The organism is Endozoicomonas numazuensis (assembly GCF_000722635.1).
Taxonomy (GTDB): Bacteria; Pseudomonadota; Gammaproteobacteria; order Pseudomonadales; family Endozoicomonadaceae; genus Endozoicomonas_A; species Endozoicomonas_A numazuensis.
On sequence record NZ_JOKH01000007.1, the window covers coordinates 59,280 to 85,597 of the forward strand.

The 26,318-nt window shown below is 47.0% G+C and carries 25 protein-coding genes; 20 read left to right on the forward strand and 5 right to left on the reverse strand.

Features of this window, described 5'->3' with window-relative positions:
* Positions 1 to 401: 401 nt before the first annotated feature.
* From GZ78_RS22465 to GZ78_RS22475, 3 genes are read left to right on the forward strand one after another with little or no spacing between them, the layout of a single operon-like run.
* A complete protein-coding gene (locus GZ78_RS22465) occupies positions 402 to 680 on the forward strand; it encodes a CopG family ribbon-helix-helix protein (protein WP_034841293.1) in 279 nt (92 codons plus the stop codon).
* Complete coding sequence (locus GZ78_RS22470; RefSeq protein ID WP_034841296.1) at positions 670 to 945, forward strand: type II toxin-antitoxin system RelE/ParE family toxin; 276 nt, start codon at positions 670 to 672, stop codon at positions 943 to 945. The genes GZ78_RS22465 and GZ78_RS22470 overlap by 11 nt, the downstream gene beginning before the upstream one ends.
* A 32-nt stretch (positions 946 to 977) precedes the next feature.
* Positions 978 to 1,193 carry a hypothetical protein gene (locus tag GZ78_RS22475; RefSeq protein ID WP_051786465.1) on the forward strand — a complete coding sequence of 72 codons (216 nt, stop codon included), beginning with the start codon at positions 978 to 980 and terminating at the stop codon, positions 1,191 to 1,193.
* Between the two features lie 76 nt (positions 1,194 to 1,269).
* Here GZ78_RS22475 and fabB read toward each other — a convergent pair whose 3' ends face one another.
* Positions 1,270 to 2,487, reverse strand: coding sequence for a beta-ketoacyl-ACP synthase I (fabB, locus tag GZ78_RS22480; RefSeq protein WP_034841298.1), 1,218 nt, complete (start codon positions 2,485 to 2,487; stop codon positions 1,270 to 1,272).
* Between the two features lie 28 nt (positions 2,488 to 2,515).
* A complete protein-coding gene (gene fabA, locus GZ78_RS22485) occupies positions 2,516 to 3,028 on the reverse strand; it encodes a 3-hydroxyacyl-[acyl-carrier-protein] dehydratase FabA (protein ID WP_034841563.1) in 513 nt (170 codons plus the stop codon).
* 521 nt (positions 3,029 to 3,549) lie between these two features.
* Between fabA and GZ78_RS22490 the strand changes: the two genes are divergently transcribed.
* The 5 genes from GZ78_RS22490 (at position 3,550) to uup (ending at position 9,104) form a co-directional block, all read left to right on the forward strand.
* Positions 3,550 to 4,584 carry an NAD(P)H-dependent glycerol-3-phosphate dehydrogenase gene (locus GZ78_RS22490; RefSeq protein WP_034841300.1) on the forward strand — a complete coding sequence of 345 codons (1,035 nt, stop codon included), beginning with the start codon at positions 3,550 to 3,552 and terminating at the stop codon, positions 4,582 to 4,584.
* Between the two features lie 106 nt (positions 4,585 to 4,690).
* Positions 4,691 to 5,005: a DUF4389 domain-containing protein gene (locus tag GZ78_RS22495; RefSeq protein ID WP_051786466.1), complete on the forward strand. Its 315-nt coding sequence runs from the start codon at positions 4,691 to 4,693 to the stop codon at positions 5,003 to 5,005.
* 147 nt (positions 5,006 to 5,152) lie between these two features.
* Positions 5,153 to 5,599: a phosphohistidine phosphatase SixA gene (sixA, locus tag GZ78_RS22500; RefSeq protein WP_051786467.1), complete on the forward strand. Its 447-nt coding sequence runs from the start codon at positions 5,153 to 5,155 to the stop codon at positions 5,597 to 5,599.
* Positions 5,600 to 5,805: 206 nt separating this feature from the next.
* Complete coding sequence (locus GZ78_RS22505) at positions 5,806 to 7,038, forward strand: MFS transporter (protein ID WP_034841305.1); 1,233 nt, start codon at positions 5,806 to 5,808, stop codon at positions 7,036 to 7,038.
* Between the two features lie 167 nt (positions 7,039 to 7,205).
* Positions 7,206 to 9,104, forward strand: a complete 1,899-nt coding sequence (gene uup, locus GZ78_RS22510; protein ID WP_034841308.1) for an ATP-binding cassette ATPase Uup — start codon at positions 7,206 to 7,208, stop codon at positions 9,102 to 9,104.
* Positions 9,105 to 9,218: 114 nt separating this feature from the next.
* Here uup and GZ78_RS22515 read toward each other — a convergent pair whose 3' ends face one another.
* Positions 9,219 to 9,656, reverse strand: coding sequence for a universal stress protein (locus GZ78_RS22515; RefSeq protein ID WP_034841310.1), 438 nt, complete (start codon positions 9,654 to 9,656; stop codon positions 9,219 to 9,221).
* 670 nt (positions 9,657 to 10,326) lie between these two features.
* Here GZ78_RS22515 and fadB point away from each other — a divergent pair.
* From fadB to GZ78_RS22545, 6 genes are all read left to right on the forward strand, one after another.
* Positions 10,327 to 12,480 carry a fatty acid oxidation complex subunit alpha FadB gene (gene fadB / locus GZ78_RS22520; protein ID WP_034841312.1) on the forward strand — a complete coding sequence of 718 codons (2,154 nt, stop codon included), beginning with the start codon at positions 10,327 to 10,329 and terminating at the stop codon, positions 12,478 to 12,480.
* 61 nt (positions 12,481 to 12,541) lie between these two features.
* A complete protein-coding gene (gene fadA / locus GZ78_RS22525) occupies positions 12,542 to 13,714 on the forward strand; it encodes an acetyl-CoA C-acyltransferase FadA (protein WP_034841314.1) in 1,173 nt (390 codons plus the stop codon).
* A gap of 567 nt (positions 13,715 to 14,281) precedes the next feature.
* Positions 14,282 to 16,924 (forward strand): type I DNA topoisomerase, encoded by a 2,643-nt coding sequence (gene topA / locus GZ78_RS22530; RefSeq protein WP_034841315.1) that lies wholly within the window; start codon positions 14,282 to 14,284, stop codon positions 16,922 to 16,924.
* Positions 16,925 to 16,990: 66 nt separating this feature from the next.
* Positions 16,991 to 17,485 (forward strand): DUF6586 family protein, encoded by a 495-nt coding sequence (locus GZ78_RS22535; RefSeq protein ID WP_152558896.1) that lies wholly within the window; start codon positions 16,991 to 16,993, stop codon positions 17,483 to 17,485.
* Between the two features lie 415 nt (positions 17,486 to 17,900).
* Positions 17,901 to 18,206 (forward strand): PTS sugar transporter subunit IIB, encoded by a 306-nt coding sequence (locus tag GZ78_RS22540; RefSeq protein ID WP_034841320.1) that lies wholly within the window; start codon positions 17,901 to 17,903, stop codon positions 18,204 to 18,206.
* Positions 18,207 to 18,383: 177 nt separating this feature from the next.
* Entirely contained in the window at positions 18,384 to 18,626 is a 243-nt protein-coding gene (locus GZ78_RS22545) for a hypothetical protein (RefSeq protein WP_034841322.1), read from the forward strand.
* Between the two features lie 29 nt (positions 18,627 to 18,655).
* On the opposite strand, the gene GZ78_RS22550 is transcribed toward GZ78_RS22545, so the two are convergent.
* Positions 18,656 to 19,150 (reverse strand): SulA-like leucine-rich domain-containing protein, encoded by a 495-nt coding sequence (locus GZ78_RS22550; protein ID WP_051786468.1) that lies wholly within the window; start codon positions 19,148 to 19,150, stop codon positions 18,656 to 18,658.
* 116 nt (positions 19,151 to 19,266) lie between these two features.
* Complete coding sequence (gene lexA, locus GZ78_RS22555; RefSeq protein WP_034841325.1) at positions 19,267 to 19,869, reverse strand: transcriptional repressor LexA; 603 nt, start codon at positions 19,867 to 19,869, stop codon at positions 19,267 to 19,269.
* 417 nt (positions 19,870 to 20,286) lie between these two features.
* Here lexA and GZ78_RS22560 point away from each other — a divergent pair, with 417 nt between their 5' ends.
* From GZ78_RS22560 to GZ78_RS22585, 6 genes are all read left to right on the forward strand, one after another.
* Positions 20,287 to 20,934: a TetR/AcrR family transcriptional regulator gene (locus GZ78_RS22560; RefSeq protein ID WP_034841328.1), complete on the forward strand. Its 648-nt coding sequence runs from the start codon at positions 20,287 to 20,289 to the stop codon at positions 20,932 to 20,934.
* A 51-nt stretch (positions 20,935 to 20,985) separates the two neighbouring features.
* A complete protein-coding gene (locus GZ78_RS22565) occupies positions 20,986 to 21,468 on the forward strand; it encodes a L,D-transpeptidase (RefSeq protein ID WP_034841330.1) in 483 nt (160 codons plus the stop codon).
* Positions 21,469 to 21,507: 39 nt separating this feature from the next.
* On the forward strand, positions 21,508 to 22,554 hold the full coding sequence (nagZ, locus tag GZ78_RS22570) for a beta-N-acetylhexosaminidase (RefSeq protein WP_051786469.1): 1,047 nt from the start codon (positions 21,508 to 21,510) through the stop codon (positions 22,552 to 22,554).
* Between the two features lie 90 nt (positions 22,555 to 22,644).
* Complete coding sequence (locus GZ78_RS22575) at positions 22,645 to 23,754, forward strand: mechanosensitive ion channel family protein (protein ID WP_236631660.1); 1,110 nt, start codon at positions 22,645 to 22,647, stop codon at positions 23,752 to 23,754.
* A gap of 170 nt (positions 23,755 to 23,924) precedes the next feature.
* Complete coding sequence (locus tag GZ78_RS22580; protein ID WP_051786470.1) at positions 23,925 to 24,998, forward strand: mechanosensitive ion channel family protein; 1,074 nt, start codon at positions 23,925 to 23,927, stop codon at positions 24,996 to 24,998.
* 118 nt (positions 24,999 to 25,116) lie between these two features.
* Complete coding sequence (locus GZ78_RS22585; RefSeq protein ID WP_034841332.1) at positions 25,117 to 26,310, forward strand: PP2C family protein-serine/threonine phosphatase; 1,194 nt, start codon at positions 25,117 to 25,119, stop codon at positions 26,308 to 26,310.
* The last annotated feature ends 8 nt before the right edge of the window (positions 26,311 to 26,318 follow it).

The window sequence follows — 26,318 nt, forward strand, 5'->3', positions numbered from 1 at the left end:
GTGTAAGAAACCCTTCACCAGAAATCATACTCCCCAGAAGCAACTCGCAGAACGTTGGTGCCGCAATTGATGATAGCGCGCCTGTGAGAAATGTCGTATATAAAGAAAGCTCCCGGAGGATAACTTTCTGTTCTGAAGTGAGCATGGCAACCGTTCCGTTGTGATAATCAGAACGGTTGCTTAACTTTATTCGAGTTCGAAAAATATAAAACGTTAGTGCTTATGATTCTCTAAACCCGAGTATCTGTAAAGAATTATATTCTTCAACCCTAAATAGACACTTTGACCTGTATCAGCCTGACGTCAGGTTAAGGTATACCCAAATCTGACAATGCCATTGACTTAATCATAATTAATCACTATTTTTCATAGTTATTAATAACTGATTAAGAGAGATTATCATGGCTCAAACAGACACAAAGGTACTTACTGCCCATGTACCATTACCTTTGGCTGAAAAAGTGGAACAGCTTGCACAGAAACTTGAGCGGTCAAGAGGGTGGATTATCAAACAGGCTCTATCCGCTTGGATTGACCAGGAAGAGGAACGGGACAGACTAACCAGAGAAGCACTGGCAGATGTAGACGCAAATGCTGTGATCGATCATCAGGCCGTGCAAGAGTGGGCGGAAAGTCTTGGAACTGAAAACCCACTGCCTGTGCCCGTTAATGGAAATTAAGTGGACGAGTAAAGCCCTCTCTGATTTGTCGCGGCTGTATTATTTTTTAGCTCTTGTAAATAAGCAGGCAGCAGCCAAAACAGTACAGTCTTTGACATCCAGCCCTGCCAGCCTGTTGGTAAACCCAAGGCTTGGTGAAAGACTTGATGCTTTTGACCCCAGAGAAGTCAGAAGGGTACTGATAGGGCAATATGAAATGCGCTATGAAATCCAGAACTCAACCATTTATATTTTGAGGCTCTGGCACACACGCGAGGATCGCTAGAAGCGGCGCTCTCCCCCAATCGTCAGATGGCGATGATTTCCCTGCTGCATCAACGGGTTCTTGATGGTTGTCAGTTCATTATTGCCACCCATTCTCCTATCCTGTTGTCCTATCCCAATGCAGTAATCTACGAAGTCCGTGATAACGGGCTAGAGCCAGTAGAGTATGAAGATACCGATACTTATGCCGTGACGAGACGCTTTCTGAATAATTACTCCGCCATGCTGGAGATATTAATGGAAGAATAAAAAAGCCACCCCGAAGGTGGCTTTTTTAGTGCTCTGATCTCTTCTGGATAGTGATCAGAAGTGACACACTTTGTTATCAGTCTTCGTAGCTCTGGAGTACCAGGCAGGCGTTGGTTCCACCAAAGCCGAAACTGTTGGACATAATACGGTTCAGCTTCTGTTCGCGAGCTTCACCGACCAGAACCGGAAGGTTCTTGGCTTCATCATCCAGAGTTTCTACGTTGGCTGATGCAGTGATGAAGTTATGCTTCATCATCAGCAGGCAGTAGATGGCTTCCTGTACACCAGCAGCACCCAGAGAGTGTCCGGACAGGGACTTGGTTGAACTAATAGTAGGCATTTCATCGCCAAACACTTCTTTCAGTGCTTTCAGTTCAGCAACATCACCAACCGGTGTGGACGTGCCGTGGGTGTTGATGTAATCAACCGGCCCGTCAACGGTTTCCAGAGCCAGACGCATGCAGCGGGATGCACCTTCACCGGAAGGGGCAACCATGTCATAGCCGTCAGACGTTGCACCATAACCTACGACTTCTGCGTAAATTTTGGCACCTCGGGCTTTGGCGTGTTCCAGTTCTTCCAGAACCACCATTCCGCCACCACCGGCAATGACAAAACCGTCACGGTCAGCATCGTAAGCACGAGATGCTTTGTCTGGACTTTCGTTATACTTGGTGCTCAGAGCGCCCATGGCATCGAAAAGACCAGTTTGTGACCAGTGTTCTTCTTCACCACCACCGGCAAAGACTACGTCCTGCTTGCCCAGTTGAATCTGTTCAACAGCGTTACCAATGCAGTGTGCACTGGTTGCACAGGCAGAAGTGATGGAGTAATTCACACCCTTGATTTTGAATGGGGTAGCCAGACATGCAGATACGGTGCTGCCCATAGTACGGGTCACACGGTAAGGGCCTACACGCTTGACGCCTTTCTCACGCATGATGTCAGCAGCTTCAACGATGTTCTCAGAAGAGGCTCCACCGGAAGCGGCAATCAGGCCGGTTCTCGGGTTGGAAACCTGGTCTTCAGTCAGACCTGAATCTTCAATAGCCTGCTTCATGGCGATGTAGGCATAGGAGGCAGCCAGACCCATAAAACGCAGAGTTTTACGGTCAATGTGTTCGCTCAGATCGATGTCGACAGAGCCGGAAACCTGGCTGCGAAAACCTTTTTCAGCGTAGCTTTCGTTGAAGCTAATGCCGGATTTTCCCTGTTTGAGGCTGTCGGTTACGTCATCCTGGGTGTTACCCAGGCAGGAAGTAATGCCGATCCCTGTAACTACAACACGTTTCATTTGTCTAAACCTGAATTATCCGAATGAATCAGAATGAGTCGGTGCTCTGGAAAAGGCCAACCCGGAGCCCTTCTGCTGTATAAATCTCGCGTCCATCGACGCTGACAGTGCCATCAGCAATTCCCAGCGCCAGTTTGCGACTGATTATACGCTTGATGTTGATTTGATAAGTGACTTTCTTGTTGGTTGGCAGAATCTGGCCGGTAAATTTGACTTCACCAGAACCCAGAGCTCTACCACGACCTGGATTGCCCATCCAGCCTAGATAAAAGCCGACCAGTTGCCACATAGCATCCAGACCCAGGCAGCCTGGCATAACCGGATCACCCGGGAAGTGGCACTCGAAAAACCACAGGTCTGGCGTGATATCCAGCTCGGCAACGATCTCACCCTTGCCGTATTTACCACCTTCTTCAGAGATACGGGCGATACGGTCTATCATCAGCATGTTGGGTGCTGGCAGTTGAGCATTGCCTGGGCCGAAAAGCTCACCCTGAGAACAGCGGAGCAGGTCGTCTTTATCGAAGGATTGTTGCTTCATTCGTTCATTATTCCTGGAAAATGCCATGGCCGCCTGTAAGGCATGGGTGACATGGGTATGTCGACTCCCTGTCAGGCTGACCACTGATCACGGGAATTCATTACTATCGTTCCGGCGTGCACTATACCATCGCTCTCAGAGTCGCATCAGGGTATTCCGTTGAAATTAACAAAAAAACAACAGATGTGGCGGCTCCCGTGACATTTGATTAAGCAGTAATCAGGGTGGCCGCTTTTCATGCTCTGAAAAACGTGGCCCTCTTCATGCACTAACCGGTTCAGGTATTGTATTATCTATCTGAAAGATCTTTCATCTCCCTAAGTGTTGAAAGATGTCGCTCTGCTCAGGTGTGATAACCAGAAAGATTGATCTGCTCGTGATCAGGAAAGATTGATGCCTGGTTACTGGCTATGAGCACTGCATGTTGAATAGGGAACCGGTGTTATGGAAGCGAACAGTCTCGTAACGAGTTAGCTGGATTGCACCCTGAATACCGGATCAAGAGAAATACAGCCGGAACTATGATGATGACGCCGAACAACGGTAGCAAGCAGTATACCATAGCCATCCTGGGTGGAGGCAGCTTTGGTACGGCTCTGTCCGATATATCAGCCCAGAACGGTCATCAGGTTAAACTCTGGATGCGCAGTGAAGAGCAGGTAAAAGGGATTAATCAGGATCATATTAATCACCGCTATCTACCGGACTATACCATTCACCCTTCAGTTCAGGCTTCTACTGATATACAGGCCACTCTTTCAGAGGCTGATCTGGTTCTTATTGCTATTCCCAGTCAATCTTTTCGTTCAGTGGTTCAGCTGGCAGGAAATGCGCTGGAAGGTAAAATGGTGATCAGTACCACCAAGGGTATTGAGCCAGAAACGTTTGATCTGATGAGTGAGATTCTGTTCGAAGAACTCGCCTCAATCAGAGTGGGAGTACTCAGCGGACCTAACCTGGCCAAAGAGATTGTTGCCAAGGCAGTTACAGCAACCGTCATTGCCAGTGAGGATGCTGAGTTATGTGAGATTGTGCAGAAGGTCCTGCATTCTGATTATTTTCGGGTTTATTCGAATCATGATGTTTACGGTGTTGAACTGGCAGGTGCACTTAAAAATATCTATGCCATTGTCTCAGGTATAGGCGCTGCCATGGGGATGGGCGAAAATACCAAGAGTATGCTGATTACCCGCAGTCTGGCTGAAATGAGCCGTTTTGCCGTGAAGCTGGGTGCAGACCCCATGACTTTCCTGGGACTGGCTGGAGTAGGGGATCTGGTAGCTACCTGTACTTCCAGTCTGAGTCGTAACTTTCGGGTCGGGTATGCTCTGGGTCAGGGTAAAAGCCTGACTGAAGCTGAAGCTGAACTGGGGCAGGTGGCTGAAGGTGTAAACACTTTGCGACAGGTCAGGCAGAAAGCAGTTGAGTTGGATGTTTATATGCCGATTGTTGAAGCGCTGCATAAAGTTATTTTTGAAGACTTTGATGTGAGCCAGCTGGTTAAAGGCATGATGCTTCGTGAGCAAAAAACCGACGTCGAATTCATGGTCAGGTAAAACAGGGGGCTAACAGTTTTTAGTCATCCGGTGGGTTGTGCTTCCACGAAACTGAAAGCTGTCAGTAAAAACGGTTAACTATCAACAAAAACGGAGTTGATTATTTATGGATGAGAAAGTGATCGATAATCTAAAGTCAGAGTCTCGCTGGCTGAGACTGCTGTTTATGGTGTTGTTCTACATGGTGGCTAATATTGCCGGGGTATTGATTCTGATTGTCTCGGTTGTTCAGGTGGTTCATGGTTTTTTTAAGTCAGAACCCAACTCACGCCTGTTGGAGTTCAGTGCCAGCCTCAATCAATATTTTTATCAAATCATCCAGTTTATGACCTATAACCTGGACACCAAACCCTATCCATTCAGTGATTGGCCTGGTGACAAAGAATCGAACAACGATCAGGATCAGGAAGATTCCAATTAGAGTTTGAAAGATCTATTAGACGTTGTAAGCAGTCTTAAAAAGTAGTGGCTTTTGGGTTTTCTGTGTGAATAGTTATCTGTTTAAGAAAATCGAAGTCAGGTCACTTCTTTTTGCGCTTTTCTTAAAGCATAAGCAAGCAGGAACTGAATGATGAAACTGATCATAATGCGTCATGGACAAGCCAGTTGGTCAGCTCCTTCTGATCAGGAAAGGCCGCTGACCGAAGTGGGTCAGCAGGAAGTGCTCAGTACCGCTTCGAAAATGACAACGTTAGGGATTAACAGAGTGTTTGCCAGCCCTTTTCTCAGGGCACAGCAATCAGGCAGAATTCTCGCTGAAACACTCGATTGTACGCTTGAAACGCTGGATTGTATTACTCCCGACGACGATCCCATGGCTGTCATTGCCGAGCTACCAGCACAGGGTGTGATAGCGCTGGCCAGTCATATGCCTCTGGTGGGTGCATTGACAGGATTGCTGTGTGAGGGCTCGGTCAGTCAGGGGCCTGGTTTTATGACAGCTCATGCCGCTGTACTGGACATGGAGTTGCCAGGACCCGGGCTCGCCCGGTTAGTAGAAATGATTCAGCCCTGAAAATGGCTGCCGCTCTTTGCCGTTTCGTTGAAAAACGGCAAAGCATTCCCCCCCCTTCAGGAAATAAATGTGACCTTGCCGTGAACTTTCCTGACCTTGATCTAACCTAAGCCTGCCTGAAAAAGAACCGTTTGTTGTTAAACCGTTGGGTTGACTGAGCGTCCTGCTCAATCATTTTTTTGATCGATCAAATCAGGAATTTTGCTGTGTCCGGATTCAGTTGGTTCAGAGGGATGGTGGTATGTGCCATCGCAACCCTTTTCTGTACCTATCAGTTCATGCTGCAGGGAGCACTGTCTTTCATGGTGCCTGAACTGATGCACAGTTTGTCACTGAACCTGACGGAGGTAGGGTTTCTATCCAGTGGCTTTCTCTATGTTTATATCCTCTTTCAGGTGCCGGGAGGAATGGCAGCCGATTGTTTCTGCCTGCGGAAACTACTGGTTTTCAGTTGCTTGCTGATGGCGCTTGCCGTCTACTGGTTTTCTATTGCAGAAACCTTCACTGAAGCTTTGCTGGCCAGAGGTTTGATGGGTATAGCCACTTCTCCGGCCATTGTTATCTGTATGACGCTTGTCGCACGCTGGTTTCCAGAACGCTGGTTTTCTGTCATGAGTGGGCTGGTGGAGTCTTCTGCATTGATTGGTGGTGCGATGGGCCCGATCCTCATCCCTATACTGATGCATCATTCTGACTGGCGCGGCAGTATGGAAGACCTGGCTTACTTTGGTATCTGGTTAAGTGTACTGGTGCTGTTACTGGTTCGTGATGCCCCAAAAGAACCCGCTAATCCTGAAACATTACAATCTGCCAGGGAGTATGACTGGCCATCACTGATTTTTAATTCAGGCTTCTGGTTATGCTGTCTCTACGGATTTGGTGTTTTTGTTGTAATCAATAGCTTCGCTGGGCTCTGGTGTGTTCCCTTTCTACATGAACGTTTTCCTGGTGAGTCCCTTCGAGTCAGGGAGGCTGTGTCCCTGATTTATATTGGGGCAGCTATTGGAGCACCCTTGCTGGGGCTGCTGTCTTCACTGACAGGTATGACCCGTGGGGTTATGCTGTGCAGTTGTATGATGCTTATTCTTGTGACGATCTATGCTTTTTTCTCTGGCTGTACTCTGGATGGCATGTGTTATTGCTGCTTTGGGATTGGTTTCTTCGCGGGCGGTTACATGCTGGTTTTCGGTCAGGTTAGAAAGCAGGTGCCGGAATCGATGCAGGGAGTGGCAATGGCTACAGCTAATGGTTTTATGTTACTGGGTGGGCCTCTGGTTCAGCCTCTGATTGGCTTTATTCTGGGGAATCAGTCTGAGCAAGGGTTGGAAACGTTATCGCTTGAGCATTACCAGATGGCCTTTATGGTCATTGTGGGTTGTCAGCTACTGGCGTTGTTCTGCATTTTAAGAGTCAGGTGTACTGCTTCTTACTCGTCATAATGGTTTTGATAGGATATTTCATATTGTGGATCACTGAAATTTTTGGCTCATGACTCTTTAGAAGGTATGCTGGGCGGCATTTTTAATCCCGTGCTAGGGAGTCAGCCCGTTCTTGGTCTGTTTCCCTTCCTGTGGCAGCTAGTGGAAAAGGATAGGTTAACCCGATAATGCCGTTACTGAGATTTGACAATATCAACCTTGCCTATGGTGATCAGCCTCTGATGGATGGGGCTGAGTTCCAGATACGCAAAGGTGAGCGGGTCTGTTTGTTGGGACGAAATGGTGCCGGTAAATCCACCATGATGAAGCTGGTCTCCGGGAGTATCGATGCCGATGATGGCAGTATCTGGCGTAAACCGGGTATGCGTATTGGTATTCTGAATCAGGACCTCCCAGAGCAGGATGAGAAAAAAGTTTATGATGTCGTTGCCTCCGGACTTGAAGAAGTCGGGGAGTGGATCAGTCAGTTTCATGAGCTTGTCCAGAATATTCAGACTGATGAAGATATGAAAGCTCTGGAAAAAGTTCAGCAAAGACTGGAAGCGGCAGACGGCTGGAGTCTTCAGCAGAAGGTCGACACGGTTATCAAGAAACTGGGTCTGCCTGAAGAGAAGAAAATGAAGGAGCTGTCGGGTGGTTGGCGCAGAAGGGTAGAGCTGGCAAGAGCGCTGGTTTGTGAGCCCGATCTGTTGTTGCTGGATGAGCCTACTAACCACCTTGATATCGTCGCTATCGACTGGCTTGAAAAACAGCTTCTTGATTTCCAGGGCGCTCTGCTATTCATCACTCACGATCGCTCTTTCCTGCAGTCTCTGGCTACCCGAATTGTAGAGCTTGATCGAGGTGTTCTGACCAGCTGGGATTGTGATTACAAAACGTATCTGGAGAGAAAAGCCCACGCGCTTGAAGTTGAAGCGGAGCAGAATGCTCTGTTTGATAAGAAGCTGGCGCAGGAAGAAACCTGGATTCGTCAAGGTATCAAGGCACGCAGAACCAGAAACGAAGGGCGTGTCCGAGCTCTTAAAGCCCTCCGTAATGAAAGAATGGAGCGCCGGAATGTTCAGGGCAAAGCGAGCTTTTCTCTGGAGCAAGGCAGCAGTTCTGGCAAGCTGGTGATGGAAGTTAAAGGCGTTTCTCAATCCTGGGATGCCCATCCCATTATTAAAGATTTTAACCTCCGGGTGATCCGGGGAGATAAAATTGGTCTGATTGGTGCCAATGGTGCAGGTAAATCAACGCTACTGAGTATTATTCTGGGTAAGCTGACACCTGACACCGGTACAGTGAAAGAAGGCACCAAGCTGGAGGTGGCTTACTTTGATCAGTTGAGAAATCAGCTGGATCTTGAAAAAAGCGTGATCGACAACGTGTCTGAAGGCCGTGAAAGCATAGTGATCAATGGTGCTAGCAGGCATGTAATCAGTTATCTGGGTGATTTCCTGTTCCCTGCTAATCGTTGTCGTGTTCCTGTTAAAGCGCTGTCCGGTGGTGAGCGTAATCGTTTGTTGTTGGCAAGGCTGTTCAGTAAGCCAGCCAATCTGCTGGTGATGGATGAACCGACCAACGATCTGGATGTAGAGACTCTGGAGCTTCTTGAATCGCTGCTCGTGGACTTCAATGGTACCGTGCTACTGGTGAGTCACGATCGTGAATTCCTTGATAATGTCGTGTCCAGTACTCTGGTTTTTCAGCCCGGAGGGAAAATTAAAGAGTATGTAGGTGGCTTTGATGACTGGTTGAGGCAGGGCGGTGAAGTGAATGATCTGGTAGCTGAACCCCAGACCCACAAGCCAGAAAAGAAAGCAGAGCCTGAAATAGAAGCTCAGCCACAAACTGACTCGAAAAAGAAGAAGCTTAGCTACAAGCTACAGAGGGAACTTGATGCTCTGCCTGGTGAGTTGGAGAAACTTGAGGAAGAGTTGGTAAAACTTGAAGCAAATATTGCTGACCCTGCTTTCTATCAGGGAGAGCAGGAAGTTGTTCAGGCCACTCTAGCCCGGTTGGATGCAGTTAATCAGGACATCGAAGTGAAGATGGAGCGTTGGGAAGAGCTCGAAAATATGTAAGTCAGTAAAACGTTACAAAAGCTGGGTAAACTGAAAGCCAGTGAAGAGTAGGGAGTTAACAGTCGTCAATACTGTTTTCTCCCCTTTCTTCACTGGCTTTTGATTTTTTTATTTCTAACTTTTACCGACTCTTACGGCGAGTACATCACAGCAGGCGCCATGTAGAATGCTGGTGGAGGTTGAACCCAGAATAAGAGCCAGACCATGTCTTCCATGGCTGCCTACCACAATCAGATCAACATCAGACTCTTCAGCAATACGATGAACTTCCCGCTCAGGACGACCATAAACAACGTGTTGCTCGCCTTTATCCAGATGAATACTGTCCGCGAGGCGAGAAATTCGTTCTCGGGCCTGTTGAGTAATTTCATCCTGAAGGGTGGTAAGGTCTAGCGGAATATCACTGCCATAGGCCACACTCAGTGGCTCTACGACATGCACCAGGGTCAGTCTGGCCTGATAAGTTTCTGCAAGCGACTTGGCCTTATCCAGCACATCGTCTGCTTCATCAGACAGGTCAATAGCAACGAGAATATGGTTATATTGACTCATAGACTGTCTCTCTCTTCCCGGGTGTTTTATGTGAAATTGGAGCTCTATCCAGTTAATTAGCCATTCTGTTGATCCGAACCAGCGAGCTGTATTTCCGGTTCATGGCTATGGAGCCTGTCGGACTTAAGCTTTCGAGCATGAAATTCAGTAGAGCGAGCCAGCTTTTTCGTTGGATTTGTGCGAATAGTTGACCTATTTAAGCAAATTCAACGGAAAAGATGGCCGCTCTTTCTGGATTTCAGGCCGAAAATTGTCTTAAGTCCGACAGACTCCTATGCACAACCTTTCATCAAAAAGGTGATGAGTCACTATCTTAGGCGCTCATTGTTTTTAGTGCCCAAAGTTGTTTCATCACCTATGCCCACTTTACATTGTCAGTGAGTAATTGCGACTGATTGCACGCATCATAGACTAAACGCTTATATTGTATGGTGGTCAGTTGTATTGTCCAAGAATATTTGTGGTGGGTATTTCGAGTTAATCCGTATTTTTGCGGATTTATAGGTGTCCATTTTCTTGACTTTGACAGAGAATTCAATGAAGGTAGGCACAAAAATTCAAACGGTTGTATGAAAGTCTGGCAGGCACCGTCTGAAATGCGTTGAGAAACACTATAATTTCAGACGCCAGATACCAAGCAACCCTTTTCAATCCGTCCGGAGAGAGATAAATGATATATCAGGGGAAGGCGTTCAAGGTCCTGACACTTGAAAACGGTATCGCTGAGTTAAGGTTTGACCTGGATGGTGAGTCGGTAAACAAGTTCAACCGACTGGCCATTGAGGATCTGGATAATGCAGTACAGGCGATCAAGGCTGAAGGCTCCATCAAGGGTGTCGTTCTTACCAGTGGTAAGGAAGGTGTCTTCATTGTGGGAGCAGATATCATGGAATTCACCTCAACCTTCCGTCAGGAAGAAGGTGAATTGATAGAAATGGTTATGGGCGTTAATCGGGTGTTCAGCAGTTTTGAAGATCTGGAAATGCCAACCGTTGCCGCTATCAACGGCAGTGCACTGGGTGGAGGCTTCGAGATTTGTCTCTGTGCTGATTACCGTGTGTTGTCGAGCAAGGGTGGCGTCGGTCTGCCAGAAGTTAAGCTCGGTATTTACCCGGGTTGGGGTGGTACTGTGCGTTTGCCTCGTCTGATCGGTGCAGACAATGCCGTAGAGTGGATTGCTGCAGGTCGTGAACAAAAGCCAGAAGCTGCTTTGAAAGTAGGGGCAGTCGATGCGGTAGTTGATACCGAAAAGCTGGTGGATTCCGCAGTTGCCATTATTAAGCGCTGCCTGGCAGGTGAGCTGGACTTTAATGCCCGCAAAGAAGAAAAGCGTTCACCTCTGAAGCTCCCTCTGCTTGAATCTCTGATGGTTTTTGAAACCACCATGGCGGTCGTTAAGCAACAGGCTGGTCCACATATGCCAGCGCCGGTTGCTTCAGTAAAAGCCATTAAGAAACACGCTGATCTGCCAAGAGATGAAGCTCTGAAGGTAGAAGCAGAAGGCTTTATCAAGCTGGCCAAATCCCCCGAGTCTGATGTTCTCGTAGGTCTCTTCCTGAACGATCAGATGCTCAAGAAGAAAACCAAGGCACTAACCAAAAAGGCTGGAAAAGTCGAGAAAGCTGCTGTACTGGGCGCCGGCATCATGGGTGGAGGTATTGCATACCAGTCTGCTTATAAAGGTACTCCAATCCTGATGAAAGACATCGCTCAGGATGGTTTGAACCTGGGTTTGACTGAAGCCAGCAAGCTACTGTCAAAGCGTGTTGCCCGTGGTCGTATGGATCCTCTGAAAATGGGTGAGGTTCTTAATCATATCGTGCCAACTCTGTCGTACAGTGAGTTTGGTGATATTGATGTGGTTGTTGAGGCCGTTGTTGAGAACGTCAATGTCAAGAAAGCTGTATTGGCTGAAGCCGAAGGCCAGGTCAGTGAAAACGCAGTACTGGCTTCCAATACTTCAACTATTTCTATAACAGAATTGGCTAAAGGTTTGAAAAGGCCAGAGAAATTCTGTGGCATGCACTTCTTTAATCCCGTTCATGCTATGCCTCTGGTTGAGGTCATTCGTGGTGAAAAGACCAGTGAAGAAACAGTAGCGACTGTTGTTGCCTATGCCAAGAAAATGGGCAAAGTCCCCATTGTTGTGAATGACTGCCCGGGCTTCCTGGTTAATCGCGTGCTTTTCCCATACTTCGGTGGCTTTGCCTCTCTGGTGAAAGACGGTGCTGATTTCCAGCAGGTTGATAAGGTGATGGAGAAGTTTGGCTGGCCAATGGGGCCTGCTTACCTCCTGGACGTTGTGGGTATCGACACAGGCTGTCACGCAGAGCAAGTTATGGCTGATGGTTTCCCGGATCGCATGTCTCGTGACTGGAAAAGTGCGATTGACGTCATGTTTGAAAACGGACGTTTTGGTCAGAAGACCAATGTGGGCTTCTACAAATACGAACAGGACAAGAAAGGTAAACCCAAAAAGGTGGTTGATGAAACCTCCTATACGCTTCTCTCTGAAGTGTCTGCTGAGCGTCGTGAGTTTGAAACTCAGGAAATTATCGATCGTATGATGATCCCGCTGTGTATGGAAACAGTTCGTACTTTGGAAGACGGCATTGTTGATACTGCAGCTGAAGCCGATCTGGCTCTGCTCAACGGCATTGGTTTTCCGATTTTCCGTGGTGGAGCCTTGAAGTACATCGATAGTATTGGCTTAGACAAGTTCGTTGAGTTGGCTGATCAGTACGCTCATATCAGTCCTTTGTATCAGCCAACCGAAAAACTGCGGGAAATGGCTCGCGAAGGTAAGACGTTTTACGGCGCGTAAACAGTCTTGAGCCAAACAAAATCGGCTAATAACGATCAACAGACTTAAGAGAGAATTGACTATGAGCCTTAATCCGAGAGACGCCGTAATCGTAGACTATGGCAGGACCCCTATGGGTCGCTCCAAGGGCGGTATGTATCGAAATGTCCGTGCTGACGATCTGTCTGCAGACCTGATTACTGGCGTTCTGAATCGTAACCCGGGTGTCAACCCTGAAGAAGTCGAAGATGTGATCTGGGGTTGTGTGAATCAGACCCTGGAGCAGGGCTGGAACATTGCCCGGATGGCATCTTTGATGACGCCAATCCCTCATACTTCATCGGCTCAGACGGTCAGTCGTCTTTGTGGTTCTTCCATGAGTGCGTTACATACCGCTGCCCAGGCTATTCAGACGGGCAACGGCGACGTATTTGTTGTGGGTGGTGTTGAACACATGGGTCATGTTGGCATGATGCATGGACTGGACCCAAACCCTCGTCTCTCCAAATATGCTGCCAAGGCTGCCGGTATGATGGGCCTGACCGCTGAAATGCTGGGACTGATGCACGGTATTACCCGGGAAGCACAGGACGAATTTGGTGTCAGGTCCCATCAGAGAGCTTGGGAAGCAACCAAAGCGGGTCATTTTAAGGATGAGATCATTCCAATGAAAGGGCACGATGATGATGGCAATCTGTCGGTCTTCGCAGAAGATCAGACTATCCGTCCTGATACCACAGTGGAAGGCCTGGCTCAGCTGAAACCGGCGTTTAACCCGAAAGGTACGGTGACGGCAGGTACCTCTTCTCAGATTACTGATGGCGCTTCCTGCATGATTGTTATGTCTGCACAGCGTGCACAGGATCTGGGTCTTCAGCCTATGGCCGTGATTCGTTCCATGGCGGTTGCCGGTGTTGATCCGTCCATCATGGGCTACGGTCCCGTTCCAAGCACTAAAAAAGCATTGGAGCGTGCGGGTCTGACCATTGATGATGTGGATCATGTGGAGCTGAATGAAGCCTTTGCTGCGCAAGCACTACCTGTTCTGAAAGATCTGAACCTGCTGGAGAAGATGGACGAGAAAGTGAACCTGAATGGTGGTGCGATTGCTCTGGGTCATCCGTTTGGATGTTCTGGTGCCCGAATCTCGGGTACGCTCTTGAACGTTATGAAGCAGAACAGTGGTACTATTGGTGTGGCTACTATGTGTGTAGGCTTGGGCCAGGGTATAACGACAGTCTTCGAACGTCTGTAAAGTGATTTCATGTTTAACTGGCACACACTTTGTGTCAGTTAAACATGCCTGTACCTATCTGATGAGTGGCAAAAACGGCTTCAGTCACTGACGGTTTTTCTGCCTTGCTGTATTTGCCTCGCTAAATTCTGGCGGGGTATCCCTTCCTCACGAATTTTTATTCAATTATTTCGCTGCTCGATAAATATCTTCATTGGCACTCTTTCTGGCCGTTAAGACAAGTGAAAAGAGGATATTCTGAGCTGGGATGCCTTGATCTGAAATTTGTCAGTCTTCACAGTTATTAAATAATCTTTTGATATTCAAGGAAATTATTGCTTATAACTGGGTGGATTAATAATTGTGGCTGTGAAACGATAAAAAAAGAAGGTCGTTCGAGAAAAAATCGGGGTCAATGGAGGGTTTTCCTTGACCGATGTTTTTCTTAACCTTATATATTGAAGAAATTTTCAATTCCCGACCTTTCTTGTTTTGGTCGCAGACAGCACTGAGTGTTTTATGATCTTTTTTACAGGCTGATCAGCAATACTGAAACAATGGAGCTGATTACAGGACGTGTAAGGTAGCATGGGTAAATCTTTAGTTATCGTCGAGTCGCCTGCCAAGGCGAAGACAATAAACAAATATCTGGGTAAGGACTTTGTCGTAAAGTCCAGTGTTGGTCATATTCGTGACCTGCCCACTGCAGGTGGCTCAAAGAAGCCTGTGGATCCCAAAGCTCGGGCAAAGGCCGCTGCTGAGACACGTAAGCTATCCCCTGAGCAGAAAGTCATTCACAAGAAGCGAAAAGCCAAAGAGCAGCTGATTGAACGTATGGGCATTGATCCTGAGAAAGGATGGAAGGCCCGGTATGAAGTGCTGCCCGGTAAAGAAAAGGTGGTCGATGAACTTCGTCGTCTGGCTGCCACCGCTGACACCATCTATCTCGCGACCGATTTGGACCGTGAGGGAGAAGCAATAGCCTGGCATCTTCAGGAAGCTATTGGTGGAGAACCTGATCGTTATCGACGGGTAGTCTTCAATGAGATTACCAAGAATGCCATTCAGGAAGCCTTCAAGGAGCCTGGCAATCTCAATATTGACCGTGTTAATGCTCAGCAGGCCAGACGTTTTCTGGACCGTGTAGTGGGCTACATGGTTTCACCTCTGCTCTGGGCAAAAATTGCACGTGGTTTGTCTGCTGGGCGTGTTCAGTCCGTAGCAGTCAAGCTGATTGTTGAGCGAGAACGTGAAGTCAGAAGTTTCGTTCCGGAAGAATATTGGGAAGTGTTTGCTGACCTGGCCACACAAAGTGGTGAGATTATTCGCTTTCAGGTGGCCAAAGAAGCCGGTCAGGCGTTTCGTCCAACCAGTGAGGTGTCCACAGAAGTTGTACTGGAAAAGCTAAGGCAGGCCGATTACAAGCTCGCTGAACGCGAAGATAAACCAACACGAAGTCGTCCATCGGCTCCTTTTATTACTTCAACCCTGCAACAGGCTGCCAGTACACGATTGGGTTTCAGTGTTAAGAAAACCATGATGATGGCTCAGCGACTGTATGAAGCGGGTCATATTACTTATATGCGTACTGACTCTACCAATCTGAGTCAGGAAGCTGTTGAGAATGCTCGTGAGTTTATTGACGACAAGTACGGTGTACGATATCTGCCTGAGAAGCCAAATAGCTATTCCAGCAAGGAAGGGGCTCAGGAGGCGCACGAGGCGATCAGACCTTCCAGTGTGACAGCGGAACCCGGATCGATTTCAGGCCTTGAGCGTGATGCTGAGCGTCTTTATGAGTTGATCTGGAGACAGTTTGTTGCCTGTCAAATGATGCCTGCAGAATACCTCAGTACCTCTCTGACGGTGCGCATTGGTGACTATGATCTGAAAGCCAGAGGCAGAACGCTGAAGTTTGATGGCTATACCCGTGTCATGACAGTTGTTGCCAAGAAGGGGGAGGATATTATTCTTCCTGCTTTGGAGAAGGGTGATGCACTGGATCTTAAACAACTGGATCCAAGGCAGTTATTCACTAAGCCTCCCGCCCGGTTCAGTGAAGCGGCTCTGGTTAAGGAGCTTGAAAAACGAGGTATTGGCAGACCTTCGACGTATGCGTCTATTATTTCCACCATTCAGGATCGGGGCTATGTTTCCCTGAAAAATCGTCGCTTTTATGCCGAAAAGATGGGCGATATAGTGACGGATCGTCTGGTCGAGAATTTTCACGATCTGATGGATTACAACTTTACTGCCAATATGGAATCGGATCTGGATGTTGTTGCTGAAGGCGGCAAGAACTGGAAAGATCTGCTCGACAGTTTCTACAGCAATTTCAGCAGCAAGCTGGAGCAGGCTGAAGACGACAGTCATGGCATGCGTTCGAATAACCCTTCACCCACGGATATACAATGCCCTGAATGTGGCCGGGATATGATGATTCGTACAGCCAGTACCGGTGTGTTTTTAGGGTGCTCCGGCTATGCACTTCCGCCTAAGGAGCGCTGCAAGAGTACTATCAACCTGGTGCCTGGTGAAGAAGTTGAAGATGCTGACGATGAGAACGCTGAAGTCAATGCGTTACGGGCTATGCATCGTTGTACAAAATGTGCAACGGCGATGGAAAGCTATCTCATTGATGAGCAGCGAAAGCTCCATGTGTGTGGTAATAACCCCGATTGTTCCGGCTATGAAGTGGAAGAGGGTCAGTTCAAGCTTAAAGGCTATGATGGACCGGTTCTCGAATGTGACAAGTGCGGCTCAGAAATGCAGCTCAAGTCCGGCCGTTTTGGTAAGTACTTTGGCTGTACCAACAGTGAGTGTAAGAATACGCGCAAGCTGTTGAAAAGCGGAGAAGCTGCACCGCCAAAAATGGATCCGGTACCAATGCCAGAGCTGCAGTGTCTGAAAGTGGAAGATCATTACATTCTCAGAGACGGTGCTTCTGGACTCTTCCTGGCAGCCAGTCAGTTTCCAAAAAATCGTGAGACCCGTGCGCCTCTGGTCAGTGAGTTGATTCCTCACCAGGCTGCGATAGACCCCAAGTATCACTATTTGCTGGATGCTCCCCGGCAGGACCCTGATGGCAACCCAGCTATCATCCGCTTCAGTCGCAAAACCAAGACTCAGTACGTGATGAGTGAGTCGGAAGGTAAGGCAACAGGCTGGAGTGCCACTTTCCAGGAAGGTCAGTGGGAAGAGAAAGTTACCAAGAAGCGCAAAAAAGCCTGATCGGTTGAGTCAAAACAAGACCTTCACGACTGTTCGTGAAGGTCTTTTCTATTTACGAGAATGATTATGTCTGATCAATGGCGTTCATATACCAATAAAAAACTGCACTATGCCCGATTACAGCTCGATGCCTGGGAGAGGGCAGAGCCTTTTGAGCAAGAGTCCTATCGGGAAGCATTTCTGATGCATGCCTGTCAGGCTTATTCGTCAATACTGGCGGAAGTATTATACCCCTATGGAAAACAGTTGGATCGTTTGGTTTCCCTCAAGGAAGCCTGTGATTTGATGAGTGATCGAGAAGGAGATGTTGCTGAGCTCGAGCAGTTAAAGCAGTTGGAAGCATCGGATGGCTGGCTGGTTCATTTACAGCAGGCTTATAGTCATCTTTCGGTTCTGGAGGGTGCTACACAATCGTCTCCCAGTATGACGGGCGCTGTTATGATCACTTCCGATAGTGGAGGCTTAACCAGCGGAGTTAAAACACCGGAAAGTGGCAAAAGTATACTGGCTTCTCTCAAAGAGTTGGCTGGTCATTTTAGAAACTTCAATCTTGAGTGGTAGTTTGAAGTAATTTTGTGCTGCCGCTTCGGTCTTCCGTGATCTGCTTGGGTGCTCAGGTGCAGTTGTCGATAAACGGCACGATGTATCTATTTTGTTGAAAGGGCTTGTAGCATTCAACTGTGGCAGGCCATATTCACAGCGTACTATTCTGCCTGGATACTAAAGCTGCTTTTGATTTGAATCTCTACTATCCCCAAAATACTGGATCAGAGTCTTTTATTGATTAAGGTCAACACTCGATCACTTATGAAATTCAGTATCGATGTGACCGGTTACATTATATTGTTGGCTAATATATATTGAGCTCATATGTGTTCAGACAATAAATGATTATGGAAATTCTTCAGTAATTCTGCTGATATCCGCAGTACTGAAAGGTGTCCATAAATCGATGGGTAATTGTTAGAGGTATCCTATGACTAAAATCATGCTGTGCTGCTCCGCAGGTATGTCTACCAGTATGCTGGTGAAAAAGATGCGTGAAGCCGCAGAAAGTCAAGGTAAAGAAGTCGAGATTGAAGCTTTTGGGGCGACCTATTTCGATGAACAGGTAGCCAGTTTTGATGTTGTTCTGCTGGGTCCCCAGGTTAAATATATGCTGAGCGATCTCAGGCAGCGTGCTGCTGAATATGACGTCCCAGTAGAAGCAATCAGTCCTATGGATTATGGTACTATGAATGGTGCAAAAGTACTGGACTATGCGTTGTCTCTTAAAGTCTGAACAGTAGTCAGTTGTTGTGTACCTGAATCAACGCAGGTACACACCCCTTTAAGCTGAGTGGCTTTCGTATAATTTCCCCCATACACGACTTTTCTGTCACATTGCAATGACCTATTGCATCATTGAGCACAATGCTGCATGATTTCTCCCCCCTATACGCTATTTATGGAACGAAATATGGCTGCATCGTTTTTGGAAATTGTGGAACTTCCAACAGGCGAGATTGTTCTGCGACGCAGTGATGAAGATGGCGAGCCTCTGTTGGTTATGAAGTTTTCTGAAGAGGCCAAGCTCTATCTTGAAGGTGAACACCTGCAAGTGGCAAAAGTCATGTTTGATGCTGGCATGCAGGAAGTCGCTGAACTCACGCGTCCGCAATCATCTGAAGAAGAAATTCCTGCGAACAGAGTACTGCACTGATTCTGCTGCCATGAATGCCCAATTAGCATTCATGCTGCTTGCCTGCTGCGGATAGCCAGCCCTTGGCATTGTCCATTGCGGGCTGCATTTTCCAGCTTGCTTAACCACCCTTTATCCAAGTGCCCTAGCCAACTCACCACAGTGTGGCTGGTGCCTGAAGCTAATGCTTTCTGAGTGAGTTCCAGTGTTTGATTGACGTCACTGGAGCTGAATATTTGAACTTTATCTTGATTCAGATTGCAGTTTTTCAGCCAGTGCAGTGTTCTTGTGTCGGACTTGTCAGCAAGAATCAGGGTGAGCCAGCGTTCATTGTCGCTGGAAAGTTGACTGAGCATAGGGGTTAGAAGTTGTTCTGCCTGCCAGGGTTGTCCAGACAGAATAAGCTCATTAATGCTGGCTTTAGAGGGCTCTTTACTTGCCTTTAACGAAGCCTTTTTCAAGTGAGTGCGGTTAATGCAAACTGTATTTCTTTGAAGGTTTGCGGGTGAAAAAATGTGCCTTTCAGTGCTTGTTCTGTACAGCATGACTTCTTCCTCCTGACATAGCCCTTTCGCAATTCGGTTGTTGCGATTCAGCGTGAACGGGCCTTCACTACAGCAAAAGTGTTTAAAGAATAATATGAGCCTGATCAGATCCTGATTCAGGACTGATTTCTGATGACTCCAACACTAAGACCTTCAATGGCAAAGGAGTCTTGAGCAAGATCTACGACAATGGTTTTAAATTCATCGTTTTCAGGGTGAAGTAAAACGGTATTCTTTTGCTTTTCAAATCTTTTTACCGTGACATCATCTTCAATTCTGGCAACGACAACCTGACCATTGCGAACGTCAGTTGTCTTGTGTACTGCCAGCAGGTCGCCATCAAGAATGCCTATATTCTTCATGCTCATACCCTTTACCCGCAAAAGAAAGTCTGCAGAAGGATTGAAAAATCCCGGGTTAAGCATCAAATGGTCTTCAATGTGTTCCTGGGCAAGAATGGGGTTACCCGCTGCAACCTGGCCAATGATAGGAAGTCCTTCAGGCTGGCTGTCTGGAACACGGATACCGCGAGAAGCACCTGGTGTAATTTCGATGGCACCTTTACGGGCAAGGGCTCTTAAGTGTTCTTCAGCAGCATTGGGGGAGCGGAAACCAAATGTCTTGGCGATCTCGGCTCTTGTGGGAGGAAAACCTGTCTCTTCAATATGAGATTTGATCAGGTCGAGGATCTCAGATTGTCGTTTAGTCAGCTTGATCATGGGTATTGGATCTGTGTTTTTATACAGTATCTGTAATTATATACAGTATTTTTACTGTGGCAAGTTATTCTGATAATGCAATATAAACGTATCTTTCAATGCTATACCGCTGATTCTGAACATGGGGTCGTCTTATTTTTTCACCATTATAGAAGCTTCACTGCAGGTGTAAGATCTGATCATTGCTTTTTGTTTCTTGCATTTAAATCAGGTCGGTAATTATTGGTGTTGAGAATAATTTGGGAAAGAATCTGAGACAATGGTTTGGGTGTTTATCCGAAGATTTTCGTCTGGGAGGAAGAATGGGATGAAAAACAGGTTTGTTTTGCGGTTGAAGCAGGACTTATCTTGACAGCTCAGGGTTTGAAACGTAGGTTTTAAACAGTCGTTTATTAACCTTATAAAATTCCTTGTATCATGCCACAACCATCAACTGTTGAAAGAATTCTGGATTCAGCCGAATTGCTCTTTGCTGAGCATGGCTTTGCTGAAACCTCACTAAGAACTATTACGAGCCAGGCCGGTGTCAATCTGGCGGCTGTGAACTATCATTTTGGCTCCAAAAAAGCATTGATACAAGCGGTTTTTGCCCGCTTTCTTGATCCCTTTATGGAGGATTTGAGCAAAACGCTGGATGAGCTGTCAGGACAAAGCCAACAGCCTGACCTTGAAGCTGTTCTGGAGATTCTGGTGGATCACATACTGGCGGTTAAACCAAGAAGACCGGATGATATTTCTATTTTCATGAGGCTTATGGGGCTGGCCTTTACACAGAACCAGGGGCATTTGAAGCGTTATTTGACCGAAACCTACGGGACTGCATTCAGTCGTTACTTTGAGTTGCTATTCAGAGCATGCCCTGAACTGCCTACAGCAGACAAGTTCTGGCGTACATACTTTATCCTTGGTTCAGCCGTTTTCTCTATGTCAGGTGCAGATACACTATTGGCTATGGCCAAAAGAGATTATGCCATTGATGACAATCTTGAGACCATTATGAGAAGAATGGTGCCATTTATGGCCGCAGGTCTGCGTGCTCATGCAGCGCAAGATAGTGGCCTATAACGTTGGTTCTGGCCAAAGGCTTTCAAACACCAGACTAAACGGGATTTTGTTGTGCATATTAATGTTCGAATTGCCTCACAGACTCTGGAGTTGACTCAAAAGGGGGCAGAGATGATCTGTTACTCTATTTCAACTGCCAGTAAGGGAACTGGTCAACAAGAAGGTAGCTGGCAAACGCCGCTCGGGCATCACGTCATACGTGCCAAAATTGGTAATGGTCTTCCTAAACATGCGGTGTTTGTTGGCAGGCGGTTTACCGGTGAGATTTATTCTCCTGACTTACAAAAGCAATACCCGGAGCGAACGGACTGGATTCTGAGTCGAATTCTGTGGCTGAGTGGTCTTGAAACAGGCTATAACCGTTCGGGTAATGTCGATACAATGCGACGATATATATACATTCATGGTTCACCCGATACAGCCGTGATGGGAGAGCCGGGATCACGAGGTTGTGTACGAATGCATGGCCATGACATGATCGATCTGTTTGACCGGGTTGTTCCGGGTACGACTATCGATATTCTGCCAGAGTAACCGTCTTTCATAATGCCGGGTCTGGAAAACAGGTAAATAATGACTACGCGTGATCATAAAAGTACTAAAAATAATGGCGTTCTGATTATCGACCTTGAGGGTCTCACACTAACGCCTGAAGAGAAGGATTTACTCCAGCATCCTGGTGTTGCCGGTGTCTTGTTCTTTGCCAGAAATTTCCATGATCGAAATCAGATATGTGATCTGGTCAGTGAGATCAGAAGTGTCAGACAGAATCTCATTTTGATGGTGGATCAGGAAGGCGGCAGGGTTCAGCGCTTCAGGCAGGATTTTACTCGATTACCCCCCGCTGAAAGCTACGCACGCTATTTTAATCGTGACCCTCAGAGAGCTCTGGAGCTTATTGAGGACTGTGGATGGCTGATGGCCGAGGAGTTGTTATCCTGCGGTCTTGATCTTAGTCTGGCACCGGTTTTGGATTTGAATCTGGGGCTGACCGATATAGTCGGTGACCGTGCCTTGGGCAGTGATCCTGAAAGTGTAATAAAGCTGGCAACAGCCTGGTGCAGTGGTGTTCATGAAGCTGGTATGGCTTGTGTAGCTAAACATTTTCCCGGGCATGGTAGTGTCAAGGAAGATTCTCACTTGACCCTTCCTCACGATAGTCGATCGCTTAATACGATTGAGCAGCAAGACATGGTGCCGTTTAAAGCATTAATTGAGCAGGGTGTTGAGGCGGTTATGCCGGCTCATATTGTTTTCTCTGAAGTTGATGATCAGCCTTGTGGTTTTTCATCTGTCTGGCTAAAGGATATTCTAAGAAATAATGTTGGATTTAACGGGCTCGTCATCAGTGACTGTTTAACTATGGAAGGTGCAGCTTCGGCTGGAAGCTATAGCGTTCGGGTCGAAAAAGCTCTGAATGCGGGTTGTGATCTTCTGTTATTAAGCAGTCGTAAAGGTGTCATTGAAGTATTGCCCTGGCTTGAACAGTCATCTTTTTCTCACTCTGATGTGTCTCCGCTTAAGGCTAGAGGGGGGCGCGCTCTGGAAGAGTTGATCACCCTGGATCGATATCTGAGCTGCAAGGACAGGCTGGATTATCTCTCAGAGCGTTTTAACTGAACAATCACGAGCGAAATAAAATGATGTCATCACCTTCTGGTATGACATCTTGATTACCGCATAGCAGGCTGTTTTCTATCTGGAAGTAATATGATGTCCTTTTCAATCCCTGTGCTTCAGGAACTGGATATTCCCCAATGGGTCATCCAAATCTTTATCGTCCTGTTGATTTCAGGCGTTATTAATCTGATTTCCTCCAAAATCTTTACCCATCTTGCACGGGGGGTCAGAGCAACCCGGACTCCCTGGGATGATGCTGTCATAAGAGCACTAAGAAAGCCGGTGACTCTGCTGATCTGGATCATTGGTGTCTGCTGGTCCGTCGATGTGGTATCGAAAGCCACAGATTCTGTATTAATCGACGGACTGAGTAATCTCAGAGATGTGATTATCATCACTCTGGTGGGGTGGAGTATTGTTCGATTTATTCGACAGATAGAACGTAATTTTCTTAATCCTACCCTGACAGGCAACAAGCCTAACGATCCTACGACGGTCGTTGCTATTGGTCGCTTGATTCGAATTGTTGTCATCATTACCTGTATTTTGGTTGTATTACAGTCACTGGGGTACAGTATTTCAGGCCTGCTGGCATTTGGTGGTGTGGGTGGCCTGGCTGTGGGTTTTGCTGCCAAGGATATGCTGGCCAATTTCTTTGGTGGTCTGATGATTTACCTTGATAAGCCATTTCGTGTGGGTGACTGGATCCGCTCTCCTGACCAGAATATCGAAGGTACAGTCGAATATATTGGTTGGCGACAGACTCGTATCAGAACGTTCGACAAGCGACCACTGTATGTACCCAATGCCACATTCACTAATATCTCTGTCGAGAATCCTTCCAGAATGGAGAATCGGCGCATTAAGGAGACCATTGGCATCCGGTATCAGGATGGTAATAAGCTGGAAGCAATTATTGCTGAAATAAAGCAATACCTGCATGACAATGAAGAAATTACCAAAGACAAGATTCTTATGGTGAACTTCAACAGTTTTGGGGCATCCAGCCTGGACTTCTTCATCTACTGTTTTACCCGAACGACTGACTGGGCCGAATACCATCGGGTCAAACAGAATGTTCTGGTTAAAATCATGAATATTATCCATTCACATGATGCTGATATAGCGTTCCCAACCCAGACGCTGGATCTTCCTGAAGAGATGCTCGCAGCCTGTAGGGGCAAGATAGCTCTGAACTGAATGTCATAAAAAACGGCAACAGCCATGAGTGTGCTCATGACTGTTGCCCCGTTTCTCAGTAAAAAATACGGTTCTTCCTCAAGAATTGTCTCAATGGTCTGAATATAAATAGATAGAGGGTGTCACTATGCCCTCATACCATTAAGGCTTTCTTCTTTGAGGGGCAAGGTATGTTCTGGGGAGAGTTACTGAGCGAAAATTCAGTCCATCTGTTGTCTGCACCCGCTGTGGCACTCCTTCTATCCTGGCTCAGTAATTTCTGGCTGAGCCGCTGGGAAAAGTCTGAAAACCAGTCATTAAGAGCCTGTCTGGCTAAAGCACTTCGTCCTCCTCTGTTGATTCTTCCCTGGCTATTCTGCCTGTTTCATCTTATGCACTGGTTTTTAGACCATGAAAACATAGAAGGCCATGACTGGCTGGCCATTACTGAAACAGTCGCCTCTGTTTTATTTCCTCTCTGGCTGGTCTTGCGATTGATCAGAGAGCTGCCAACTCTCGCCTTACTATCAGGGGCCCAGTCGAAAAATCTTGAGTCAGCCAGAACGTTGTCCCGCTTTTTTCATATGGTGCTAATTGTTCTGGCAGTACTGGTTCTGGCTCAAAAACTGGGTTACTCATTGTCAGCTTTACTGACTTTTGGCGGGGTAGGTGGCCTTATCATGGGCATGGCTGCCCGAGAATGGCTCGCTAATTTTTTTGGTGGGCTGATGTTAATGCTGGATAAGCCTTTCAAGGAAGGGGATTGGGTTCGTTCTCCAGACAGACAGATAGAGGGTCATGTAGAGCATATTGGTTGGCGGTTAACCCAGATAAGAAACTTTGACCGAAGACCTGTATTTGTCCCTAATTCTGTCTTCACCAGCATTGTGCTGGAAAATCCATCGCGAATGCGTAACCGACGAATTATTGAAAATTTTGGAATCCGTTATGAAGATCTCGACAAGATCTCTGTCATCATGAATCACATTATTGCAGGTTTTCTTCAGCATCCTGAGCTGGATTGCTCTGAGCCTCACTATGCAAGGTTTCTAAAATACGGCGATTCATCCCTGGAGTGTCAGGTCAGAGTGCACGTGATTCCCAAGGGAAGAGTTGATTTTGTCAGGGTTCAGGAAAGCGTCATGCTGTTAATTGCGTCAGCCGTTGAAAAAGCAGGGGCTGATTTTGCCTATCCCGTAGTAAAAGTTATTCAAGAATCAGGTGCTGAAAAGGGTATTGCAAGCGGTGACGATAGCAACCCATGACAGTTCATGACAGCCAGTTAGCATTCAACCCAAAAGTCTCTTAAGTCATGCAGGCTCTTGAATGGATGCTTGATAATGCCTATTTAAGAACCGATGGGAGCAGGCCGATAAAGCCTACATGAATATTCTTATTGTTGAAGATGCCCGAGATCAGCGTTTAATGCTTTCTGTCGTACTCAAAAAGCAGGGCCATAAAGTGCTGGAAGCGGAAAATGGAAAAGAAGCGCTGGCCATTCTGCAGGAGCATCAGGAAGTCAGGATCATCATCAGTGACTGGATGATGCCGGAGATGGATGGCCTCGAACTGCTCAAAGAAACCAGAAAAAGCGATCTTGGACGGTATATTTATTTCATTCTTCTTACAGGTAATACGGATCATGAAGCTGTTGTAGAGGGCATGAATCATGGTGCAGATGATTTTCTGGCCAAGCCGGTCAATTTTGATGAACTGGCAGCCCGTCTTAAGGCGGGTATTCGTATCATCGAACTCGAAAAGCAGCTGGAGCAACAAAAGCAGCAGCTGGTACAGGCTATTGAGACGGTTGAGAAGGATCTAGAATCGGCAGCAAAAGCACAGGAAGTTCTGCTGGCTCAACCTGCAACTATTCAGCATGTGTCGTTCGACTGGTTTTTTAAACCCAGTAAGATTCTGGGTGGCGATATGTTCGGTTATCAGGCGATTGACGGTGAGACTCTCAGTTTTTATCAGTTGGATGTAGCCGGACATGGCATTCCTTCAGCGCTCTTCTCTTTTACCCTGAATAATATTCTTTCAGAATCTTCGGGCAGGGGATCAATTGTCAAAGAGAAGAGTGATCAGGAGCCTTTCTACAAAGTAAGGGCTCCGGAAAAGGTACTGGCCTCACTCAACAAGCGGTTTCAGGTAACACCTGAGTCAATGCTTTATTTCACTATTGCTTACGGTCATATCAATAGTCGATCAGGTGAGGTGACAGTCTCTCAGGCAGGTCATCCACCACCACTGTGGATTCGTCGTGAAAAAGCTTCTGTAGAGCCTGTAGCGGGTGGTGGTGTGCCTATTGGTATGATGCCGGATATGGATTACACCTCCTGTACTCTTCAGTTTCAGCCAGGTGATCGTCTGTTCCTCTATTCCGACGGGGTGACTGAGTGTGAAAACACAGAAGGTGAGCAGTTCGGTGAATCACGATTACTGCAATGTTTGATGGATACTTTGAATGATGATTTAAAATCAGTTATTGACCAGGTAGAGAAAAATGTCAGAGACTGGAGTGAGCTTGACCGTTTCGATGACGATGTGACCTACCTGTTACTGGAATGGAAACCCTAAGAGCCAGG

Bases quoted from the DNA above. Each gene is read 5' to 3' on its own strand.
- GZ78_RS22470 (WP_034841296.1), top strand. From the start codon at position 670: ATGGAAATTAAGTGGACGAGTAAAGCCCTCTCTGATTTGTCGCGGCTG.
- GZ78_RS22560 (WP_034841328.1), top strand. From the start codon at position 20,287: ATGCCACAACCATCAACTGTTGAAAGAATTCTGGATTCAGCCGAATTG.
- GZ78_RS22535 (WP_152558896.1), top strand. From the start codon at position 16,991: ATGTCTGATCAATGGCGTTCATATACCAATAAAAAACTGCACTATGCC.
- fadB (WP_034841312.1), top strand. From the start codon at position 10,327: ATGATATATCAGGGGAAGGCGTTCAAGGTCCTGACACTTGAAAACGGT.
- GZ78_RS22475 (WP_051786465.1), top strand. From the start codon at position 978: ATGATTTCCCTGCTGCATCAACGGGTTCTTGATGGTTGTCAGTTCATT.
- fabA (WP_034841563.1), bottom strand. From the start codon at position 3,028: ATGAAGCAACAATCCTTCGATAAAGACGACCTGCTCCGCTGTTCTCAG.
- GZ78_RS22585 (WP_034841332.1), top strand. From the start codon at position 25,117: ATGAATATTCTTATTGTTGAAGATGCCCGAGATCAGCGTTTAATGCTT.
- sixA (WP_051786467.1), top strand. From the start codon at position 5,153: ATGATGAAACTGATCATAATGCGTCATGGACAAGCCAGTTGGTCAGCT.
- GZ78_RS22540 (WP_034841320.1), top strand. From the start codon at position 17,901: ATGACTAAAATCATGCTGTGCTGCTCCGCAGGTATGTCTACCAGTATG.
- fabB (WP_034841298.1), bottom strand. From the start codon at position 2,487: ATGAAACGTGTTGTAGTTACAGGGATCGGCATTACTTCCTGCCTGGGT.
- fadA (WP_034841314.1), top strand. From the start codon at position 12,542: ATGAGCCTTAATCCGAGAGACGCCGTAATCGTAGACTATGGCAGGACC.
- GZ78_RS22545 (WP_034841322.1), top strand. From the start codon at position 18,384: ATGGCTGCATCGTTTTTGGAAATTGTGGAACTTCCAACAGGCGAGATT.
- uup (WP_034841308.1), top strand. From the start codon at position 7,206: ATGCCGTTACTGAGATTTGACAATATCAACCTTGCCTATGGTGATCAG.
- nagZ (WP_051786469.1), top strand. From the start codon at position 21,508: ATGACTACGCGTGATCATAAAAGTACTAAAAATAATGGCGTTCTGATT.
- lexA (WP_034841325.1), bottom strand. From the start codon at position 19,869: ATGATCAAGCTGACTAAACGACAATCTGAGATCCTCGACCTGATCAAA.
- GZ78_RS22550 (WP_051786468.1), bottom strand. From the start codon at position 19,150: ATGCTGTACAGAACAAGCACTGAAAGGCACATTTTTTCACCCGCAAAC.
- GZ78_RS22490 (WP_034841300.1), top strand. From the start codon at position 3,550: ATGATGATGACGCCGAACAACGGTAGCAAGCAGTATACCATAGCCATC.
- GZ78_RS22465 (WP_034841293.1), top strand. From the start codon at position 402: ATGGCTCAAACAGACACAAAGGTACTTACTGCCCATGTACCATTACCT.
- GZ78_RS22580 (WP_051786470.1), top strand. From the start codon at position 23,925: ATGTTCTGGGGAGAGTTACTGAGCGAAAATTCAGTCCATCTGTTGTCT.
- topA (WP_034841315.1), top strand. From the start codon at position 14,282: ATGGGTAAATCTTTAGTTATCGTCGAGTCGCCTGCCAAGGCGAAGACA.
- GZ78_RS22495 (WP_051786466.1), top strand. From the start codon at position 4,691: ATGGATGAGAAAGTGATCGATAATCTAAAGTCAGAGTCTCGCTGGCTG.
- GZ78_RS22515 (WP_034841310.1), bottom strand. From the start codon at position 9,656: ATGAGTCAATATAACCATATTCTCGTTGCTATTGACCTGTCTGATGAA.
- GZ78_RS22575 (WP_236631660.1), top strand. From the start codon at position 22,645: ATGATGTCCTTTTCAATCCCTGTGCTTCAGGAACTGGATATTCCCCAA.